Source organism: Thalassospira lohafexi, assembly GCF_002844275.1.
Classification (GTDB): Bacteria; Pseudomonadota; Alphaproteobacteria; order Rhodospirillales; family Thalassospiraceae; genus Thalassospira; species Thalassospira lohafexi.
In genome coordinates, this window is record NZ_NXGX01000002.1 from 136410 (window position 1) to 157602 (window position 21193).

Annotated in this window: 20 protein-coding genes; 16 read left to right on the top strand and 4 right to left on the bottom strand. The window is 53.0% G+C overall.

The genetic code is table 11. The features are described 5' to 3' along the window. Positions 1-54: 54 nt before the first annotated feature. From COO92_RS04380 to COO92_RS04410, 7 genes are all read left to right on the top strand, one after another. Positions 55-1167, top strand: a complete 1113-nt coding sequence (locus tag COO92_RS04380; RefSeq protein WP_101300241.1) for an extracellular solute-binding protein — start codon at positions 55-57, stop codon at positions 1165-1167. 198 nt (positions 1168-1365) lie between these two features. Further along, positions 1366-2931 carry an ABC transporter permease gene (locus COO92_RS04385; protein ID WP_240626322.1) on the top strand — a complete coding sequence of 522 codons (1566 nt, stop codon included), beginning with the start codon at positions 1366-1368 and terminating at the stop codon, positions 2929-2931. A 4-nt stretch (positions 2932-2935) separates the two neighbouring features. Then, positions 2936-4156, top strand: coding sequence for an ABC transporter permease (locus COO92_RS04390; protein ID WP_101300245.1), 1221 nt, complete (start codon positions 2936-2938; stop codon positions 4154-4156). 355 nt (positions 4157-4511) lie between these two features. Further along, complete coding sequence (gatC, locus tag COO92_RS04395) at positions 4512-4802, top strand: Asp-tRNA(Asn)/Glu-tRNA(Gln) amidotransferase subunit GatC (protein WP_022730672.1); 291 nt, start codon at positions 4512-4514, stop codon at positions 4800-4802. After that, positions 4802-6280 carry an Asp-tRNA(Asn)/Glu-tRNA(Gln) amidotransferase subunit GatA gene (gatA, locus tag COO92_RS04400; protein ID WP_101300247.1) on the top strand — a complete coding sequence of 493 codons (1479 nt, stop codon included), beginning with the start codon at positions 4802-4804 and terminating at the stop codon, positions 6278-6280. Before gatC ends, gatA begins: the two co-directional genes overlap by 1 nt. A gap of 3 nt (positions 6281-6283) precedes the next feature. After that, positions 6284-7738 (top strand): Asp-tRNA(Asn)/Glu-tRNA(Gln) amidotransferase subunit GatB, encoded by a 1455-nt coding sequence (gene gatB / locus COO92_RS04405; RefSeq protein WP_101300249.1) that lies wholly within the window; start codon positions 6284-6286, stop codon positions 7736-7738. Positions 7739-7913: 175 nt separating this feature from the next. Beyond that, positions 7914-8477, top strand: coding sequence for a hypothetical protein (locus COO92_RS04410; RefSeq protein ID WP_101300251.1), 564 nt, complete (start codon positions 7914-7916; stop codon positions 8475-8477). Between the two features lie 96 nt (positions 8478-8573). On the opposite strand, the gene COO92_RS04415 is transcribed toward COO92_RS04410, so the two are convergent. Both COO92_RS04415 and COO92_RS04420 read right to left on the bottom strand, forming a co-directional pair. Continuing rightward, the gene (locus COO92_RS04415; RefSeq protein ID WP_165792278.1) at positions 8574-9128 is read right to left on the bottom strand and encodes an NADPH-dependent FMN reductase; all 555 of its coding nucleotides are present in this window, start codon (positions 9126-9128) and stop codon (positions 8574-8576) included. A gap of 103 nt (positions 9129-9231) precedes the next feature. Continuing rightward, positions 9232-9990, bottom strand: coding sequence for an AraC family transcriptional regulator (locus COO92_RS04420; RefSeq protein ID WP_101300255.1), 759 nt, complete (start codon positions 9988-9990; stop codon positions 9232-9234). Between the two features lie 135 nt (positions 9991-10125). Here COO92_RS04420 and COO92_RS04425 point away from each other — a divergent pair, with 135 nt between their 5' ends. Further along, positions 10126-11331, top strand: coding sequence for an MFS transporter (locus tag COO92_RS04425; RefSeq protein WP_101300257.1), 1206 nt, complete (start codon positions 10126-10128; stop codon positions 11329-11331). A gap of 90 nt (positions 11332-11421) precedes the next feature. On the opposite strand, the gene COO92_RS04430 is transcribed toward COO92_RS04425, so the two are convergent. Then, on the bottom strand, positions 11422-12102 hold the full coding sequence (locus tag COO92_RS04430) for a type 1 glutamine amidotransferase domain-containing protein (protein ID WP_101300259.1): 681 nt from the start codon (positions 12100-12102) through the stop codon (positions 11422-11424). 106 nt (positions 12103-12208) lie between these two features. Between COO92_RS04430 and COO92_RS22245 the strand changes: the two genes are divergently transcribed. The 3 genes from COO92_RS22245 (at position 12209) to COO92_RS04440 (ending at position 13770) form a co-directional block, all read left to right on the top strand. After that, entirely contained in the window at positions 12209-12379 is a 171-nt protein-coding gene (locus COO92_RS22245) for a helix-turn-helix domain-containing protein (RefSeq protein WP_240626323.1), read from the top strand. Between the two features lie 108 nt (positions 12380-12487). Continuing rightward, the gene (locus COO92_RS04435; RefSeq protein ID WP_240626324.1) at positions 12488-13114 is read left to right on the top strand and encodes a substrate binding domain-containing protein; all 627 of its coding nucleotides are present in this window, start codon (positions 12488-12490) and stop codon (positions 13112-13114) included. Positions 13115-13191: 77 nt separating this feature from the next. Next, a complete protein-coding gene (locus COO92_RS04440; RefSeq protein WP_101300261.1) occupies positions 13192-13770 on the top strand; it encodes a thymidine kinase in 579 nt (192 codons plus the stop codon). Between the two features lie 42 nt (positions 13771-13812). Here the strand turns inward: COO92_RS04440 and COO92_RS04445 are convergent, their stop codons facing one another. Beyond that, positions 13813-14439 (bottom strand): LysE/ArgO family amino acid transporter, encoded by a 627-nt coding sequence (locus COO92_RS04445; protein ID WP_101300262.1) that lies wholly within the window; start codon positions 14437-14439, stop codon positions 13813-13815. A 122-nt stretch (positions 14440-14561) separates the two neighbouring features. On the opposite strand from COO92_RS04445, the gene COO92_RS04450 reads away from it, so the two are divergent. The 5 genes from COO92_RS04450 to COO92_RS04470 all read left to right on the top strand — a co-directional run bounded on the left by COO92_RS04450 (position 14562) and on the right by COO92_RS04470 (position 21189). Further along, on the top strand, positions 14562-15461 hold the full coding sequence (locus COO92_RS04450; RefSeq protein WP_101300264.1) for a LysR family transcriptional regulator ArgP: 900 nt from the start codon (positions 14562-14564) through the stop codon (positions 15459-15461). 135 nt (positions 15462-15596) lie between these two features. Then, complete coding sequence (locus COO92_RS04455; RefSeq protein WP_101300266.1) at positions 15597-16937, top strand: paraquat-inducible protein A; 1341 nt, start codon at positions 15597-15599, stop codon at positions 16935-16937. Further along, on the top strand, positions 16934-18622 hold the full coding sequence (locus COO92_RS04460; RefSeq protein WP_101300267.1) for a PqiB family protein: 1689 nt from the start codon (positions 16934-16936) through the stop codon (positions 18620-18622). The genes COO92_RS04455 and COO92_RS04460 overlap by 4 nt, the downstream gene beginning before the upstream one ends. Continuing rightward, the gene (locus tag COO92_RS04465; protein ID WP_101300269.1) at positions 18622-19215 is read left to right on the top strand and encodes a PqiC family protein; all 594 of its coding nucleotides are present in this window, start codon (positions 18622-18624) and stop codon (positions 19213-19215) included. Before COO92_RS04460 ends, COO92_RS04465 begins: the two co-directional genes overlap by 1 nt. Before the next feature lie 285 nt (positions 19216-19500). Beyond that, complete coding sequence (locus tag COO92_RS04470) at positions 19501-21189, top strand: hypothetical protein (protein ID WP_101300271.1); 1689 nt, start codon at positions 19501-19503, stop codon at positions 21187-21189. Positions 21190-21193: the final 4 nt, after the last annotated feature.

The following is a 21193-nucleotide window of genomic DNA, read 5'->3' on the forward strand; positions in this document are numbered from 1 at the left end:
CGCCCGGGTGCCTTCCGAAGTCAATAGTTCCGGGAAACAATCAGGGAGCATACTATGCAACTCATTAAGACCCTTTCGGCGACGGCACTGCTCGTCGCGGCCAGTGGTACGGCATATGCCGACGATATGGCTTCGAACATGACGCTGGTAAGCTGGGGTGGTGCCTATCAGGCCAGTCAGGTTGCGGCTTACGCCGAGCCATACAAAGCCATGCATCCAGATGTTACGATTACCTGGGACGAAAGCTCGAACGAGGCTGTTGCCAAGCTACGTGCGATGAACGAAGCCAACAACGTCACCTGGGATCTGGTTGACGTCGTTGCTGCTGACGCGTTGCGCCTTTGCGACGAAGGCCTTGCAATGGAAATTGACGCCAACGAACTTCTTGCGCCTGCTCCTGATGGGACGTCGGCCGAAGATGACTTTGGCGACCTTCTGGTCAGCGATTGCTATATCCCGCAGATCGTTTATTCAACCACCGTTGGTTTCCGGACCGACATGGTTCCGGAAGGCACTGCTGCGCCGACCGATATCTGTGCACTGTTTGATACCAAAACTTATCCGGGCATGCGTTCGCTCGAAAAACGCCCGATCAATAACATGGAATGGGCACTGCTTTGCGACGGTGTTGCCAAGGACGAAGTTTACGACGTTCTCGGTACCCCGGAAGGTCAGCAGCAGGCACTTGATAAGCTCGCAACCATTAAGGATGACGTGATCTGGTGGAGTGCTGGTGCAGATACGCCGCAGCTTCTGGCTGATGGCGAAGTCTTCATGGGTTCGACCTACAACGGTCGTCTGTTCTCTGCGATTGTTGAGCAGGACCAGCCGATTGGTATGCTTTGGGACGCACAGGTCTTCGATCTTGACGGTTGGATCATTCCGGCCGGCCTGCCAGAAGATCGCCTTGCCCGCGTAAAAGATTTCGTTCGCTTTGCGACCGACACGCAGCGTTTGGCCGACCAGTCCAAATACATCTCTTATGGTCCGGCCCGTGCATCTTCGGCTCCGTTGGTTGGCAAACATGCCACACTGGGTATCGACATGGCGCCGCATATGCCGACCGATCCGGCAAACAGCAAGAACACGTTCCTTTATAACTACGAGTTCTGGGCTGATTACCGCGACGATATCGATGCCAAGTTCCAGGCTTGGTTGGCTCAGTAAGAGCTAATTGGAAGGGGGCCGCCTGCGGCCCCCTTTTCCCATTAAAGTGTGACCAATCGATATAACAGACCGACAAAACGGCGGGCTGACGGGGGCGTGATGAGTGATACGACACAAGAGTTAGTGCTAGCAGCGGATGGCAGGCCACTAAAACAGAGCTTGCGACGGGCTTTAATGCGGCAAAAGATACGAGCGCTGATGCTGATCGCGCCACTTTTGCTGTTTGTGGTCGTGACCTTTATCGTTCCTATTCTATCGATGCTTTTCCGCTCTGTTGAAAACGACATCGTGCCCGACACAATTCCCGGCGTGGTAACCGAACTTGCCGAATGGGATGGTTCCGCCGGGCTGCCGCCGTCCGAACAAGTATTCCGCTACCTTTATCTGGACCTGTTTAAGGCATCAGAAGCCAAACAGCACACCAGACTGGGGACGCGTCTGAACTATGAGAAAACCGGACTGTCATCTTTGTTGCGCACCACCGGGCGTTCGCTTGATGACGTTGGTGAAGAGTGGCAAGACCCGCTCGAAGATATCGATGCGAATTTCAAAGACGGTGCGTTCTGGTACCAAATGATGTCTGGCACCGACGGCGAAGATCTGCTTGAGGAGCGCCGCGATCTTTGGGCTGCAATGGTTGGTGAAAGCATGGCCGGGGATGTCGGCTTTGTCCCGTCAGAGCAGGTTGCTCAGATGTTGCCCTGGACCACGCGTGCCTATACAGATTTCGCAATCTGGACCGCAATCGAGGACGAAGACTCCGTTGCCGAGGAAGACCCTTGGGAAGCAGTCTATGGTGCCTTGGGGATGGATTTGACCAACCCCGAAACTGTCACCGCGATCCAAAGTTATACCGGGCCGGGGGCTGATGCCTTGAAAGCTGCGGCTGCCAATGTCGGCCAACTGCCGCAAACCGGCTTCCGCGAGGCCTTCGCGGCTGAGAATGAAGACTGGCTGTCGCCTGATGTCTGGGCCACGATCAAGCTCTATTCATCGAGCATGACGTCAGGATATTTCCTCAATGCGGTCGATATGCAATTGACCCCGGACGGGATCGAACAGAAACCAGAAAACCAGCAAATCTATACCCAGCTGTTTATGCGCACACTTGTGATGGCACTGATCATCACGGCAAGCTGTGTCGTGCTGGGGTATCCGGTTGCGTGGCTTCTGGCAAACTTGCCAATGCGCACGGCCAGTATTCTGATGATCCTTGTTCTTCTGCCGTTCTGGACGTCGCTTCTTGTTCGGACCTCGGCATGGAAAGTCCTTTTGCAACAACAAGGGGTCATCAACGAAATCCTTGTTTGGCTTGGTTTTGTGAATGATGCTGATCGTCTGATCCTGATGAACAATGCGACCGGTACGATCATTGCCATGACACATATTTTGCTGCCGTTCATGATCCTGCCGCTTTACTCCGTGATGAAAACCATTCAGCCAAGCTACCTTCGGGCGGCCAAATCACTTGGTGCGACCAACTGGACCGCGTTCTGGCGGGTTTATTTCCCTCAATCGGTACCGGGTATCGGCGCAGGCTCGATCCTGGTCTTTATCCTGGCGATTGGCTATTACATCACGCCGGAAATCGTTGGTGGCACAAGTGGTGTCTTCATCTCAAACCGGATTGCCTATCACATCTCAAGTTCACTCAACTGGGGCCTGGCGGCGGCATTGGGCTCGATCCTTCTGGTGGTCGTGCTCGGTCTGTACTGGTGCTATGACAAGATTGTCGGCATTGATAACGTGAAGTTGGGGGGCTAAGGGCATGAGTGCTGCAATCATTGAAATCAAACGGCCGGACCTTTTGACCTTCACGATGCCCATCGTGGCAGTATTGGGGGCGATGTTCGGCTTTATCACCGGCAACATCTTTGGTGATCCATGGATCGGGTTGATCGGCGGTGCCATTGTCGGTGCAGCATTGGCCGGTGTTCTGGCAAAGATCACGTCGGTCAAGCGTTGGAAAAGCATCTGGGGCGTTGCCGTGCTTTTCGGTGTCGTCGGGGCAATGTTCGGCGGTGTTGGCGGTTTGTTTGGCGGATTTCTTGTCGGCCTCTCGATGGGCTGGTTCGCGACATGGGTCGGCACCGGTCAGTATCGTAAACGTGTGCCAATCTATTACACACCGGGGCAGGTGCTGTGGCACAGTACGTTCCTGTTCATCTGTGCTTTCGTCTTCTTCTTCCTGATCGCACCCTTGGTTCCAGTCATTTGGCTAAGCTTCAATGCTGAAAACTTCTTCACCTTTACGCCTGAAATGCTGAGTTTTAAGGCCGAAGGCTATAGCCTGAAGCATTACCGTGACTTCCTTGGGACGGATGAGTGGATGGTGCCGCTCAAAAACTCGCTGATCATTGCGCCGATTGCGACGATTATATCGGTGTCGCTTGGGACGTTGGCGGCTATTGGTTTGAGCCAGTCTCATGTGCCCGGTCGGCAGGCAATGATGGCTATCCTGATTTCTCCGATGATTGTGCCATTGATCATTTCTGCGACTGGCATGTTCTTTTTCTATGCGCCGCTTGGCAACTGGCTTCAGGTAAATCTCGGCCTTAATCAGGCATTTGTTGGTTATGTGAAGGTGATCCTGGCCCATGCTGTGCTGGGGATTCCCTTCGTTATTATCACTGTCACGGCGACATTGGTGGGCTTTGATAAATCGCTGACGCGTGCAGCGGCGAATATGGGGGCCAACCCGGTCACTACGTTCTTCAGAGTACAGATGCCGCTTATTCTGCCGGGCGTGATTTCGGGCGGTTTGTTTGCTTTCATCACCTCGTTTGATGAAGTGGTTGTTGTGTTGTTCGTCGGCTCAGCCCGTCAGCAAACTCTGCCATGGCAGATGTACACTGGTTTGCGCGAACAGATTTCTCCGACCATTCTGGCCGCAGCGACAATCCTTGTATCGGTCTCGATCCTGCTTCTGCTAACGGTTGAGTTGCTCCGCCGTCGTTCCGAGCGTCTGCGTGGCATGAGCCCAGGATAAGCCGAATGCATCAGACCAGAACTGTATCTCGTTAAACAGACCGGGATACATCTGAGTTAAATCGGGCCGGCGGCATTCTGTGTCGTCGGCCCGTTTGTATATTCGGCCTGTAAAATTCCGCCCAATCGCATGTGCATTATGGTGATTGTTATCGTGCATTGATGCGCGAGGGTGTTGTGCCAGAACCATGGCGTAAAATCTCAAAACCGAAACGACCGGTGTGGCGCATGATCATCGGCATTACCGGCCCTTGCGGCGGGGGCGTCGGGGTGCTAGTTTCCGCGCTGTAATTCACGTTCTGGCAGATGGATCATCTGCCGGGTTTTTTGTCATTCCTTAAGAGAGACTTTCATCCATGTCGTCTTTGGATAAGGAAACAGTTCGCCGTATTGCCTATCTTTCACGTATCAACGTGTCCGAAGAAGGCCTGACCGAACTGGCGGGTGATTTGACCCGTATCCTCGATTTTGTCGAGGAACTGCAAGAAGTTGATGTCGAAGGTTGTGAACCCCTGACGTCGGTTGCCGATCTGACCTTGCCGCTGCGCAAGGATGAAGTCACCGATGGCAACATCCAGCAAAAAGTGCTGTCAAACGCACCGATGACCGATGCTGGCTGTTTTGTTGTGCCCAAGGTGGTTGAATAATGACTGATCTGACAAAGCTGACACTTGCCGAGGCCCGCGACGGTCTTGCAAAGGGTGATTACACTTCGGTCGAATTGACCCAAGCACACCTGAAATCGATGGAAGCGCATCGCAACCTGAACGCTTACATCACCGAAACCCCGGACAAAGCCATCGAGATGGCCAAGGCATCCGATGCCAAGCGCGCCAAAGGTGACGCTGGCAACATGGAAGGCCTGCCGATTGCGGTCAAAGACCTTTTCTGCACCGAAGGTGTTCAGACCACCGCCGCATCGCACATCCTCGAAGGGTTCAAACCTGAATATGAATCAACCGTCACCAGCAAGCTGTTTGATAATGGCGCTGTGATGCTCGGTAAGGCGAACCTTGATGAGTTCGCCATGGGGTCTGCCAATACGTCATCCTACTACGGTAATGTAATTAACCCGTGGAAAGGCAAAGACGGCAAGGACCTTGTACCCGGTGGCTCGTCGGGTGGTTCGGCTGCTGCCGTTGCCGGTGGCATGGCGCTTGCCGCAACCGGGACCGATACCGGTGGTTCAATCCGTCAACCCGCATCCTATTGCGGTATTGTTGGCTTGAAGCCGACCTATGGTCGTTGTTCACGCTGGGGTGTCGTTGCCTTTGCAAGCTCGCTTGATCAGGCCGGTCCGATGACCAAAACCGTGCGTGATGCGGCCATCATGCTCGGTTCAATGGCCGGTCACGATGCCAAGGACAGCACGTCTGCCCCGATGGCAGTGCCTGACTTCGAAGCCGCCCTGACCGGCGACATTCGCGGTATGAAAATCGGTATTCCCAAAGAATACCGCGTTGATGGCATGCCCGAAGAAATCACCAAGCTTTGGGAAAATGGCGTTGCCATGTTGCGCGATGCCGGTGCGGAAGTGGTCGATGTGACCTTGCCGCACACCAAATATGCGCTGGGTACCTATTATATCGTTGCCCCGGCCGAAGCATCGTCGAACCTGGCACGCTATGACGGTCTGCGTTATGGCCAGCGTGTCATGGACGAAGGCGACAGCCTTGATGACATGTATTCCAAATCACGTGCGGCTGGTTTCGGTAAAGAAGTCCAGCGCCGCATCATGATCGGGACCTATGTGCTGTCGGCTGGCTATTATGACGCCTATTACAATAAGGCGCTTAAAGTTCGTCGTCGCATCTACGAAGATTTCGCAAACGCCTTTGGCAAAGTTGATGCCATTCTGGCACCGACCGCACCGTCTGCGGCCTTTGCGATTGGTGAAAACGAAGACGATCCGGTCAAAATGTATCTCAACGATGTGTTCACCGTTCCGGCAAGCCTTGCGGGTCTTCCGGGCCTGTCATTGCCGGCTGGTCTGTCGTCCGAAGGTCTTCCGCTTGGTTTGCAGCTGATTGGCAAACCGTTTGACGAAGAAACCGTTCTGCGTGTCGGGGGTGTACTTGAAAGTGCGGCCAACTTTACCGCAAAACCATTCGGGCAGGAGGGCTGATCCATGACCTATATCATCGAAGGTTCAACCGGCCCGTGGGAAATCGTTGTCGGTCTGGAAGTTCACTGTCAGGTGGTTTCCAATTCCAAGCTGTTTTCAGGTGCCTCGACCAAATTTGGTAACGAAGCCAACAGCAATGTTAGCCTTGTTGATGCCGCCATGCCGGGCATGTTGCCTGTCATCAACGAAGAATGCGTGCGTCAGGCTGTGAAAACCGGTTTGGGCCTAAAAGCCCAGATCAACAAAGAAAGCGTCTTTTCGCGCAAGAACTATTTCTATGCCGATCTGCCGCAGGGCTATCAGATTTCGCAGTTCGATAAACCGATTGTCGGCAAGGGCACCATCATCCTTGATATGCCCGATGGCACGACCAAGTCGGTTGGCATTGAACGCCTGCATCTTGAACAGGATGCCGGGAAGTCGATGCATGATCAGGACCCGAAATATTCGCACATCGATTTGAACCGTTCGGGCGTTGCCCTGATGGAAATCGTCTCGGACCCTGATATTCGCCACCCCGAAGAAGCCGGTGCTTATCTGACCAAGCTGCGCGCGATTGTGCGTTACCTTGGCACGTGTGATGGCAACATGAACGAAGGCTCCATGCGTTGCGATGCCAACGTATCGGTTCGTCGTCCGGGCGAGCCATTTGGCACACGTTGCGAGATCAAGAACGTCAACTCCATCCGTTTCGTGATGCAGGCGATTGAGATCGAAGCCAAACGTCAGGTCGAAGTTCTTGAAGCCGGCGGCGAAATCATTCAGCAAACCCGTCTGTTTGATCAGCGTCTTGGCGAAACCCGTGCGATGCGTTCCAAGGAAATGGCACATGATTACCGCTATTTCCCGGATCCCGATTTGCTGCCGCTGGTGTTCGACGATGCGTTTATCGCGGAAATCGAAAAAACTTTGCCGGAACTGCCAGACGAGAAAAAAGCCCGCTTCATCAATGAAAACGGCCTGTCGGCCTATGATGCTGGTGTACTTGTCGCCGAAAAGGAAAAGGCCGATTACTACGAGATCGTCGCAAAGGGCCGTGATGGCAAACTGGCGGCGAACTGGGTGATCACCAACCTGTTTGGTGCGCTGAACAAGGCCGAAGTCGGCATTGCTGACAGCCCGGTCACGGCTGAAAACCTCGGTAAGCTGATCGATCTTATTTCCAATGACACCATTTCTGGCCGTATCGCCAAGGATGTCTTTGAAATCATGATCGAAACCGGCGGTGATCCTGAAAAGATCGTCGAAGAAAAAGGTCTCAAACAGATCACCGATACCGGTGCGATTGAGTCTGCCATTGACGAAGTTATTGCGGCCAACCCGGACAAGGTCCAGGAAATCCGCGACGGTAAGGATCGTATGCTCGGCTGGTTCGTCGGGCAGGTGATGAAATCCACGGGTGGCAAAGCCAACCCGGGCATGGTCAACAAAATGCTGCGCGATAAAATCCTCGGCTGATTTTAGTCATCAGACAAATAGGAAAGCCGCCCGTTTCACGCTGAAGCGGGCGGCTTTTAGTTTGAAATTAGTGGCACTAAAATACGATAATCAATCTGGTTAGCTTTTCAGTTCGTTTAGCTTTATCGACTTCGTCTATACGCGTCCGGAAATTAATGTCTCTTGGGGAAATAGTATGAACAAAATCGCGATATTTGCATTTGCCATGCTGTTAGTGGCTTGCCAGAAAACAACTACTTCTAATTATTCTGATAGCGCTCGCAAATACATAGCAAAAGATATAGACCGTGTTTCTGATATTATTTTAGCAACATGTGTTGAACATATCGGTGACATTGATGCAATTAATCTAGCGATAGAAAATCAGGGTGGCATCTACGTGCCTGACCAAGATAAAACTTTAAAGATTAACGACGCTGAATATAGGTCTTTAAACTATTATTTTCTTAAAGATGGAAAATTTTATGCAGGATTTTCTGTTACAGAGAATGGAAAGTTTTGCACTACAGCGTTTCCCAAAGAAGCTTACGTGCCAAGTGAATTGCTAGGTCTTTTGGGTGCGCAAATGTTTGATGGCTCGTTTAAAGGTGCCCAAGTTGGCTATGTTGGAAAGCAGAAGTTGCCGCTGCTCTTTATCCCGGATTTTAAGGGTAAAACCGCAAACGATATGGTTATGGTAATGGACCAAGATACTTATCGTGGGAGGCAAAATTTTTTCGGTTCTCCCGACATAGATTGAATACCTGTTTGGCGATAAGTAATGCAAGCAGAGTACTGAAAATCACCAACATAAAAAGCGGCCCGTTTCAAGACGAAGCGGGCCGCTTTTTCAATTTTAGGCGATGCCACGTTTCTGATGCGAAAATCCGATTACGTTCTTCAATACGCCAAGTGACTGATCCAATAATCCGACCGTTTCCGGGTCGTTTAAAATGTCTTCGGCACTATAATTCTTGCCATTAAGCGCAATGGTCAGACAGGCTTGCTCAATGATATTTGCATCCATGGTGCGGATGGTTTCGATCAAAGCCGCCTGCGCAATCGTGGCCCGGCCCGATGCGTTGATGGCTGCGACCGGCATTTGCATGAACTCGCCACTGGCAACCACCCAATCAAGCGCGTTTTTAATCGCCCCGGTCACCCCGTGGGCATATTCCGGACTGGCGATCAAAACCGCGTCGCTTTGTGCAAGCTTGGCCCGAAAATCAAGAACACTTTTGGGTGGTGTTTCCTCATTATCAGGATTGAAAATCGGCAAATTGCCTAACCCATCATACAAATGGATTTCTAACCCGTGCGCTTGCCCGCATTTCTGTGCGGCCAGCAATAAGGTGCGATTGATTGACTGCGCCCGCAGGCTTCCACAGATAGCAAGAACATGACGGGGCATCGGAATGATTTCCTGACGGTTGGTGTGTGCTGACGGCGAATTTCGGATGGCAGTGTAGGGGGCTTTGTACCGCGATGAAAACCCCCGGTTGGACAAAATACGATTATGTCTCGGTGGTTCGGTAATCGCGGGGTGATGTGCCAAGAATGCGTTTGAACATATTGCTGAACGCTGCTGGATTGTCATAGCCAAGGTCCAGCGCAATGGTCGTGATGGCCTGACCCGCGGCCAACCGTGGCAGGGCGGCAAGGATGCAGGCCTGTTGCCGCCATTCGACAAAGCTTGATCCGGTCTCCTTGCGAAACAGGCGGGTAAAGCTGCGGCGGCTCATGCCCAGATGATCACACCAGTCCTCAATCGTTTCATGCGGGGTCGGGGATGTCAGAAATGCTCTGCATTTTGCCCCAAGGGATGCATGTTTCGGCAATGGAAGAGACAAAGGCAAAACCGGCAGCCGCTTAATTTCATGCTCAATTAACGTCATCAGTGCCCCGTCGCGCCCGTCGACGTCATACTCAGCCGGAATTGTCACCGCCTCGCTCAGCAAGTGCCGCATCAGCGATGAAATACCGACCACCTTACACTGGCGATCCGGCGTTCCGAGTTGTTCCGGGCGCAGATACAATGATCGCATTTTAACATCGCCAAACAGTCGGACTTCATGCACAACTCCGGCCGGAATCAGCATGCCGCGCTGGGGCGGCATCATCCATGCGCCTTGCGGGGTGGATGCCATCAAAACCCCGGTCAAGCCATACAGCAACTGGTCACGGTCATGGCGATGGGCGGCAATCACATGACCGTCGGGATAATCGGTGCCCAATGCAATGACCGGGCGGGGAACTTCGCGAAAAGATGACATGGCAATACCTATGCCGATGAATTGGCCCAATCTCGTAATAAGTTGACCCTAACGCGGTGGTGGGCCGAATGGCAATTTTTATAATAAGGACCGCGCACCGGAAACGGGCACAGTTGCCACTTAACGAGGTCCCTCATGAACGAAGCCGTTCTCAAATCACCGCAACCAGCCCGAACCGTTTTATCGGTTCTGGGGGCGGCCAGTTTTTGTCATTTGCTGAACGATATGATTCAGTCGCTATTTGTGGCGGCATATCCGGTGTTTAAGGGCGGCTTTGATCTGTCATTTGCCCAGCTTGGGTTGCTGACACTGACCTATCAGGTCACGGCATCCCTGTTACAGCCGTTCATCGGTCACTTCACCGACCGGCGCCCGCAACCCTATTCCTTGCCGTTTGGTATGGGGATGTCGCTTTCTGGTTTGCTGGTGCTGTCCTCGGCCCCAAGCTTTACGGTGTTGTTGATCGGCAGTGCCATGTTGGGTGTGGGGTCGTCGATCTTTCACCCGGAATCCTCGCGTCTGGCGCGGTTGGCATCTGGTGGGGCACATGGTTTTGCCCAGTCGTTGTTTCAGGTTGGCGGCAATGTCGGCTCGGCCATTGGGCCATTGCTGGTGGTGGCGGTTGTGCTGCCATACGGGCAGGGTAGTCTGGCGTGGTTTGCCTTTGTCGCCCTTGGTGGGGTGATTATCCTGACCCTGCTGGGGCGCTGGTACAAACGCAATGGTCATGCTGTGCGGCGTCCACGTGTAATTGTCGCGCCAGAAGATCGCCCCGCCCGTCGTCAGGTGATCGGTGGCCTGAGCGTCCTGTTTTGCCTGATGCTGTCAAAATGGTTCTATCTGGCCAGTTTCACCAGCTATTACGTGTTTTATCTCATGGAAAAATTCCCGCTTTCCGAAGGCGATGCCCAGATTTACCTGTTCATCTTTCTGGCCGCGGTTGCGGCGGGAACATTAATCGGCGGGTCAGTCGGGGATCGGATCGGGCGCAAAAAGGTCATCTGGGGATCGATCCTTGGGGCGTTGCCCTTTGCGCTCATCCTGCCCTATGTGGGATTGACGGCAACCGTGCTTCTTTCCATTGCCATTGGCCTGATCATGTCCTCGGCGTTTTCAGCCATTGTTGTTTATGCACAGGATCTTGTGCCCGGACGCATCGGTATGATTTCGGGCCTGTTCTTTGGTCTTGCCTTTGGGCTTGGCGGGATCGGAGCGGCGATTTTAGGTGTGTTGGCCGATGCCGTTGGCTTGGAAGTTGTCTATCAGGTCTGTGCCTTTTTACCCGCCATCGGGTTTCTGGCGGTGTTTCTGCCCGATATCGAACATGGGCACAAATCCTGATGCGCAAGTACTCGAATGGTACCAGCCTGAGAGCTGTGAACGTCTTTCAGGCTGGTACTCTTGGAGTTTTAGCGTCAGAAGGTCAGGCGATTATTTGCCCAGAAGCTTCATAACCGCATCGGCGGTCGCATCGCTTGATCCCGGGTTTTGGCCGGTGACGAGCTTGCCATCAACAACCGCATAGGACGCCCACATTTCACCGCGTTCATAAAGGCCGCCCTGTTTGTTGAATTCGTCTTCAATCGACAGTGGCACAACCTTTTCAAGACCAACGGCCTTTTCTTCGTCATTGGTAAAGCCGGTAACTTTTTTACCTGCGACCAATGGCTTGCCATCGGTGGCTTTGGCATTCACCAGTGCCGCCGGGCCATGGCAAACAGCAGCAACCGGTTTGTTCTGGGCAACAAACGCCTCGATCAAGGCAATCGATTTGGCATCGGTGGCCAAATCCCAAAGTGGCCCGTGACCACCGGGATAGAAGATGGCGTCATAATCATCGGCCTTCAAACCATCCAGTGTGACGGTATTGGCAAATGCCTTTTGCGCCGCGTCGTCTTTTTCAAACCGTGCGGTCGCATCGGTCAGGGCATCTGGCACCTGGCTGTTGGGGTCAAGGGGCGGCTGACCTCCCTTGGGCGATGCCAGCGTAATTTCGGCACCTGCATCACGGAAACGGAAATAGGGGGCTGCAAGTTCTTCAAGCCAGATACCGGTTTTGTGGCCGGTATCGCCCATCTGGTCGTGGGATGTGACAATCATCAGGATTCGCATAAGATCCTCCATGCGTTGATTTGGTTTGAACCGAATATAGTTGGCTGACAAATTTTGCGAAAGATCGTAGATATGAACAGATTGTCAAATTTATTGAGCATATAAAATGTCGGCATTGGATGAAGTACGGGCCATGATGATCTTTGCCCGCGTGGTTGAAGAAGGTGGGTTTTCCGCCGCTGCGCGTAAAATGGGGCTAAGCCGTGCGGCGATTTCCCATCAGATCAGGCAGCTTGAGGCGAAACTTGGCGTGCCGTTGCTTCGGCGCAGCACCTGAACGTTCAGCCTGACCGATGCCGGAACGCGCTATTACGACAGTTGCCGCACCATCACGCTTGAGGCCGAAGCAGCGCGCAAACGCGTTGAAGAACTCCGTGATGAGCCGGTGGGCAAAATATCGCTGAGTTGTTCGGTTCACATGGGCAATTTGCGGATCGTGCCGATCTTAAGCCGGTTTCGTCAAACCTATCCCGGCGTTGCGCTTGATGTGCGCCTGACCGACGAGGTTGTCGATCTGATCGGGCAGGGGATTGATATCGCCATTCGATCCGGTCCGTTGCGCAGTTCGGAACTAAAATCCATCCGTCTTTATGAAACCCGCCGTGTCATTGTCGCCAGCCAACAATATGTGGCCGCCTTTGGTATTCCAGACCAGCCCGAGGACCTGACCGATCATAACTGGGTGATGTATAGCCGGGTGCCTGAAACCCTGCGATTGGCACAAGGTGATCAAGAACGCAAAGTCCCGGTATCGGGCAGTGTTCAGGTCGATAGTGCAACCGCACGGCTGCAATTTCTGCGCGATGGTCACGGGATGGCTGTGGTGCCGTTTTCGGATGTGGCCGATGATATCTCAAACGGCGACTTGATGCGGATTTTGCCTGATTGGAACCTGCCGGATCTTAGCGTTTATGCGGTTTACTCCGGTGATGTCATGCGCAGCAGCAAGGTCAAAACACTGCTTGATTTCCTGCGGGCCCAACTGGCCGATATTGACGAAAGCCGACATTAAGAAAACTTGCGCCTTAAGCCATATTGATCAATCGGCACTGATCGGCTATTCCCCATTTACGATCATTCGGGGGACCCATGGCCAATCTGTTCTTTTATTATTCGTCGATGAACGCCGGAAAATCGACGACATTGCTTCAGGCAAGCTTCAATTACCGTGAACGCGGGATGCAGACGCTGTTGCTGACCGTGTCGTTTGATGACCGGTTTGGCGAGGGCAAAATCGCATCGCGTATTGGTCTGGAAGCCCCGGCACTGCTGTTTGATGCGAAAACCGATATGACGGCGCTGATCTTGGGGGAGTTGGAAAAGGGCAAGGTTGATTGTGTTTTGCTCGATGAAGCGCAGTTCCTGACCAAGAACCAAGTCTGGCAGCTTTCCGACATTGCCGATAAGCATAAGGTTCCCGTGCTGTGCTATGGCATCCGTACCGATTTTCAAGGCGAGCTGTTCGAAGGATCGAAATGGCTTCTAGCCTGGGCCGATAAGCTCAATGAGCTTAAAACCATCTGCCATTGCGGGCGCAAAGCAGGGATGGTTTTGCGGGTCGATGAAAACGGCGATCCCGTCCGCGAAGGGGCACAGGTCGAAATCGGCGGCAATGATCGTTATGTCCCGGTATGTCGCCGTCATTTCAAGGATGCGATGGGGCAATAATCCCGCATCCTTTTAATTGTATGATGAATTGATTTTGGGCGGTCAGCCACCAATAAGCGCGGCAATTTCCGGCGCCAGCAGGCTATAGGCCACCAGCCACATGACCGCACAGGTCAAGGCATCAACGATCTTCCACGTGATCGGTCGTGCCACATAGGGGGCAAGCCATGACGCACCCAGCGCAATGGCAAAGAACCACACGAAACTGGCACTCATCGCGCCGAGCGCAAAGCCAAGCCGCTCATCGGCTGGATACTGCCCGCCAATCCCGCCCAGCATCACCACCGTATCAAGATAAACATGCGGGTTAAGCAATGTGACCGCCAAGGTCGTCGATAGAACGGCTTTCCAGCCGGTTTTGGAGATATGTTCTTCGGCAAGGGTTTCGGTATCAAACAGGCGGCGCAGCGCCCCAAACCCATACCAGATCAGAAACGCAGCACCGCCCCATGCGGCGATCTTGGTCAAAAGCGGGTAGGCGGCGATTAACGTCCCCAAACCCGCAACGCCCGCGGCAATCAAGACCGCGTCACACAGCGCACAGACAAATGCCACCATCATCGGATGATTGCGGCGCAATCCTTGGCCAAGGACAAAGGCGTTCTGTGCACCAATGGCAATGATCAATCCGCCGCCAAGGCCAAATCCGGTCGCATAGCTTAGAAACATATTCGGAATTCCTGTGTGTGTTGGGAACCCAGTCATAGCAATTTGATCAAATAAGAAAATCGAATTATGGTCATGTAGGATTAGAATATTTAATGTGAACGAGTGGGAATTTGGGATAGGCCATGCTGGATTACAAATTACTGCAAGCCTGTGCCGAAGTGATCCGTCATGCCAGTTTTGAAAAGGCGGCCCGCGAACTGGGCCTGACGCAATCGGCGATATCGCAACGGGTCAAATTGCTGGAAGACCGTTTGGGACAACCCCTGATCATTCGGGCCAAACCGATTGTCGCGACGGCGTCTGGTAAGCGCCTGTTACAGCATTACCAAAGTGTCCGGTTGCTGGAACACGACCTTCAGGATGACTTGCCCGATATCCCGTCTGATGGCGGTTTTGGGCAGGTGGCTCTTGCGGTTAATGCAGATAGTTTTGCGACATGGTTTGTCAATGTTCCCAAGTGCTTGTTTGATGAATTTGGACTTCTGGTTCATTTAAGTGTCGATGATGAATCGCTTAATCACGAGGCCCTTTTGGATGGCAGGGTGCTTGGCGCCATTAGCCTGCGCCCGACCCCGATGCAAGGCTGTCGGGCACGACCACTTGGTAAGATGCGCTATGTCATGGTGGTGTCACCGGAATTTCAAAAACGCTATTTTTCGGCCGGGGTGACGGCAGATGCATTGCGGTCCTGTCCGGCGGTGAATTTTTCACACCATGATGAATTGCAAAACCAGTACCTTAAAACCCATTTCGGTTTGAACCCCGGCGATTTTCCTGCCCACACGGTGCCAAGTTCACAAGGGTTCGTGACGGTGGCCGAGCAGGGCATTGCCTATGCCGTGGTGGAAATCCATCAAGCCAACGATGCCTTGCGGACCGGGCGGCTGGTCCAGCCCTGTGATCATGTGATTGAACGTCCGCTTTATTGGCATCACCGAACCATGAAAAGCAAACTGCTCGATCGGGTCAATGAAACAATCTTGTCCGAAGCGCGCCGTTTTTTACCCGCAATTGATCGCTAACACATTCAGATAACAAGGCGTTTTACCAAAATTTGGAATGACTCTTTTCTGATCCGGTTTGACTTCAAGGCCAAACTGGCGCTTACTTTGGCGGGTAAAACAAATTCGATAACGGTCTGTTTAAACAGGGAAACCATGGCGCATCGCCTGATTGCTTGTGAACATTGTGACTATGTGCATGTGGAAAACGACATTCCCGCAGGCAGTGTCGCGTGCTGTATTCGATGTGGGTCACCGCTTTATGCAGCCGAACAACAACGTTTTGACAAGCCATTGGCACTGGCCTTTACGGCCCTCGTGTTGTTTGTAATCGCCAATATCTATCCGCTTTTGACCTTCTCGATGGAAGGCCGTGCCGAGACCAATACCCTGGGCAGCGGCGTTTTGACATTCTGGCAGGAAGGGTTTCCATTTCTGGCCTTTATGGTTGCACTCACATCGATAGCCGCCCCGATGGTGGTGATCGCTGCCCATATCTATGTCTTGTTGCCGATCTCAATGGGGTGGACTGTGCCGGGGGTTAAACGTGTCTGGCGTGTTCTGGCAATCATTCGTCCGTGGTCGATGCTTGATGTGTTTTTGATCGGGCTTTTGGTCGCCCTGACCAAGTTGACCGATTTCGCTCAGGTGATCGCAGGACCGGCATTCTTTGCGGTCTGTTGTTTGATCCCGACCGTGCTTTTAATGAATACCACGCTTGATCCCCGGACGATTTGGCGCCGCATTGCGCCAAAGGGTTTGCGATATCTTACTGAAAATGACCTGATAGAAAGCCGTTCCAACGGTTCGGGACAAGACAACACCAAAGGATCAGGCGCAGGACTTATGACCTGTCATACCTGTTCTATGGTTGTTGCCGCGCCGAATGTCGATCATGGGCATTGCCCGCGCTGTGGTGCGGTTGTTCATATGCGTAAGGCCCGCAGTCTGTCGCGGGCTTTTGCCCTGCTGTTGACGGCAATTGTCCTATACATCCCGGCAAATGTTTTTCCGATCATGACCGTGACCTATCTTGGTCGGGCGGAGGCCGATACAATATTGTCTGGTGTGGCGGCACTGGTTCAAGCCGGGGAGTGGCCGATTGCCATTGTTGTCTTTACCGCAAGTATCCTTGTGCCCATTATCAAGATTGTTCTGCTCGGCTGGATATACCTTGCAACATGGCTGGGCCTGTCCGGGCCGTTGCGGCAACGCACATGGGTCTATCGGATTACGGAACTGATTGGACGCTGGTCGATGGTGGATGTGTTTATGGTATCCATCCTTGCGGCCCTTGTGAAACTGGGCAACATCGCATCCATTCAGCCGGGATTTGGCGCAGTTGCCTTTTGTGGCGTGGTCATTTTAACCATGCTGTCGGCGATGGCCTTTGATCCACGGTTGATCTGGGATCGTGCCGGGATGCGCCGGGAAACACTGCGTCAGAAAACCTTGCGCAGCAATAGTCTGAAAGAAACACAGGGGAGCCCGTCATGAGTGACGACAATATGACGCCACAAGGGCCAAACGAACGACAAATCGGTCAACCTGACGTCAAAAAAGGCTGGGGCAGATTTTCAATCATCTGGCTGGTTCCGTTGGTGGCGCTTCTGGTTGGAGGGTGGCTTCTGTGGCGCGATGTTGTGTCAAAGGGCCCGGAAATCACCCTTACGTTTGAAACGGCTGACGGGCTGGTGGCGGGGAAAACCCCGATACGGTATCGCGATGTTGATGTCGGGCAGGTCACCGAAATCAGCTTGGCGAAGGGCTTTGATCACGTACGTCTGACCGTGCGGATGAATGCCGATTTCAGTGACTATCTGACGGATAAGACCCAGTTCTGGGTCGTCCGTCCCCGGGTGTCGGGACGCGGCATTACTGGTCTGGAAACAATTGTTTCTGGCGCATACATCGAAGTAGCTCCTGATGATAGCGGTGCTGCGCAAGATACCTTTGTCGGTGCCGAGGAGCCCCAACTCATCACAAGTGACCAAGAAGGGACGCGCTTTGTCCTGACGGCGGACAAACTTGGGTCATTGTCGGTTGGTGCGCCGGTGTTGCTGCGCGGGGTTGAGGTTGGCGAAGTTCTTGATACCGAACTTGATGACGATGCCAAGGGGGTTTCCGTTCCCGTATTTATTCGAAAACCGTTTGATCAGCTGGTGAAGCGCGATACCCGTTTTTGGGATTCAAGCGGGATTGCGGTTGATCTTAATTCCGATGGGCTGTCATTGCGCGCGCAATCGGTTAAATCGGTTCTGGCCGGGGGCATTAATTTTTACACCCCCGATGACAGTGAACAAAGCGAAAGAGCCCCGTCTGACACGGTTTTCAATCTGTTTAAAACGCTTGAGCAGGCTGAACTTCTGACCGAAGGATACAGTAAGAAATACATTCTTTATTTCGACTCATCCGTACGCGGACTGTCACGCGGCGCACCGGTGGAATTCAACGGTATTCGTGTTGGTACAGTCGAAAGCGTTGATCTCGAATATGTGGTTGATCAGCGCGCCTTCCGGGTCCCTGTCGTTGTCACCCTTGAACCGGAGCGGGTCAGTGTTGTGGGCGGTGATTCTGCTGAGATTGATCACACAGAAACCATTGGAACCTTGGTCGAGAATGGCCTGCGGGCGCGGCTGAAAACAGGAAGCTTCATCACCGGTCAGCTGTTTGTTGATCTGTCGATGCACACGGTCGCGCCAGCCCGATATCTGGGCAATCAAAAGGGCGATATACCTGAATTGCCAACCTTGCCGCAGAAGCTTGACGAGATTGCCAATTCACTGAGCAGTTTGCTTGAAAAGGTTGAAACGTTCCCGATTGAAGAAATCGGCATTCGCTTGCTTGGAACGGTCGAGGGGATGGAAAACATCGTCACATCTCCTGCCTTGAACGATGGCATGAAAAGTCTTCAACAGGCGGCAGATGGCGTGAACAAGCTGGTTGAAAACCTTGACAGCAGTGTGCTGCCAGCAACCCAAAGCGCACTTGATGCCGCCCGCGAAGCATTGGGTGGTGTCCGCGATGTGACCGGCCCGACGTCGCCTGTGCGCTATAATCTGGAACAGGCCCTTAAGGAACTGACGGCAACGGCACGTTCGTTGCGCGATCTTGCCGAGTTTCTTGAACAAAACCCAAGTGCACTGATACTTGGCAAAAAAGGCCCGAGGGAGGACGAATAATGCGTCAGACATTGCCAATGCATATCCGTGCGGGGGTGCTTCTGTTTCTTATCGCACCCTTGATGGCGGCCTGTTCAACACCGGCCCCGGATCGGTACTACCTGCTTTCGGCGACCCTTAACCCGGCGGCACCGGTTGCCGGGCAGGGGACTGTGATCGGAATTGGGCCTGTGACCATCCCAAGTCATCTGGATCGTTCGATGATTGTGTCACGCAGCAGTTCCAACCGGCTGGAAGTCAATGTCGGCCATCGGTGGGCCGAACCGCTTGATGAAAACATCAATCGCATCCTGCTGGAAAATATAGACCACACCGGCAAGGCAGTCCGGTTGGAAACATTCCCCTGGACATCGCGCGATGGCGTCGACTGGCAGATTGTGGTTGATATCGACCGGTTCGAACGTCAGGCGGATGGCAAGGTTCTTTTGGCAGCCCGCTGGAAACTTGTTGCGTTTGAAAGTGGCGATATCACTGCATCAAACCGGTACGAGAAGGTTGTTGACCCCAAAAACACCGATGTTGAAAGCACGGTTTCCGCCATGAGTGACCTTTTGGCGGATATGTCGGTTGATATTGCAAAATACATTCCGTGATACGTGTCGGGGTCACGGTTTAAGCTGCTTTTGGGCCCAGCCGTGGCATGTCGCGCTGATCTAGGCTGGGCGGGCTTCTACGGCCAATGATCAGGCTTGGAAAGGTGTCCGACTTCACATCGAAATCGCTGAAGATTGGAAAAGATCAATATCAACCTATTGTTTTCATCATACGAATGGGCTTATATAGAAGATATAAATATAAAAACTATGGGACACGCGCCTGACTGCAAAAACGGCATGTAGATGCCGCCCAAACAGGAAGTTAGGGAGCCAGAGCGCGTTATGTCGGATACGACATTTGAAGTACGGGTTCAGCGGGGGGATCGCTGGATCATTCATTCGACATTTGATGTCGAAAAAGAAGCGGTAACAGAAGCTGAAAAGCTTCTGAAAACCAAGGTTTCGGCCGTGCGTGTTGTCCGTGATTGGGAACGCGGCGACGGTAAGCATATTGAAAAGGTTCTTCTTGAAAAAGAAGGGGCTGGCGACGAAGAAGAAAAAGATGTGCGTGTCACGTCGATTGACGAAGCGCCGCTGTGCGAAACCGACAATGACCTTCTCCAGAAAGAAAGCCGCGCGACCATTAACCGGTTGCTGCGCAAGTATTTTGAACAGGAAATCCTGACTCCTTGCGAGGTAATGTATAATTACCAGAATCTGCGCAAGTTGATGTTCCATGATACCTTGATGCCGACTGCGGTCGACAAGGTTGCCGGGCTGCATGCCAAGGCAACCGATGGCGATCATATTGAGGCGATGAACAATCTGCACGGCGCGATTGAGCAGCTTGCAGCGCGCGCCCGTGAGGTTGAAAAGGTTGATCTTCCTGAATTTGAAGACGCAACGATTTCAGAAGTGCGCGATGAAATTCGCCGCCTGAATTTGGCCGAAGATACTGATTTCCTTACGATGGTAGCGCTAACACGCGTTATGTCCTCGACGCGCAACTGGGTCGGCAAGCTTGATCTGGCACTTAAGGTCAAAGGCGACGAGAAAGACGAAGCCGCCCGTAAACTGCTTGATGATGTCATCGCAGATATTCTGGGATCCCCGGTTGCACTTAAGGAACTGCTTGGCAGTTCACGTAGCTTCGGCGAAGCGGTCACGCTTCACATTGATCTGGCGCTGGGGCGGGCTAAGGGCAATCGCGGTGCCGCGAATGATATTCTTGAACTGATGAACCCGCTGTTTGGTTCGGGTCTTTTGGCGACCAGTCAGGAAGCGATGTTTGATTACATCGTGCGTGAGCTTAAAAGCCCCAACAACCTGACGCGCCACGAAAGCGATCCGGACCCGTTGACCGATATTCTGGATCGGTTGGTGACGGAAAATGGCGTTATCTATGGAACGCCAATGACGGCGGCACTGGCAGAACGTGGTGCACGTTTGCGCAACGTTGGTGGTCCACGCGCCATGATCGAAGGGGTCGAGGAAATCTGCGGGCGCCTGATCCCCAACTGGCGCAAGCTGACTTGGCTGATTGCGGTTGCCAACAGTGGTATCGCCGAAGGTTTCGAAGACGAGCTGTATGGCATGATGACCGATGCGGTCAAAGATATGCGCGCACTGCGGGCGTTCTGCGATGCCGACGCAAAGCCGCGTGACAAGATGGCCAATGTCAAACACATGAACGATATCCTTGAAGCATCGGTTATACCCGATGACAAGAAAAAGGAAATCGGTGGCAAGCTTGACGACGGGCTGGCGGAATATCTTGTGCGCGAAAAGGTAATTGAACGGATCGACAACCCGTCACTGCACTTGCGCAAACGCGCCTATATGCTGGTGCAGTTTTGTTCTAGCGGCGTCTTGATCGAAGGAAAGTCGGCCAGCATGGCGCGAAAACGCGTGGTCGGGTACCTTAAGCAACCCAACTTTACCGACAAGCTGGTCGATGACATTACCGACATGCCCGCCAAGGAAGGCACCATTCGTGACTTCTATGCGCTTTTGCAGCGAAGCGGGTTCTAGCGAC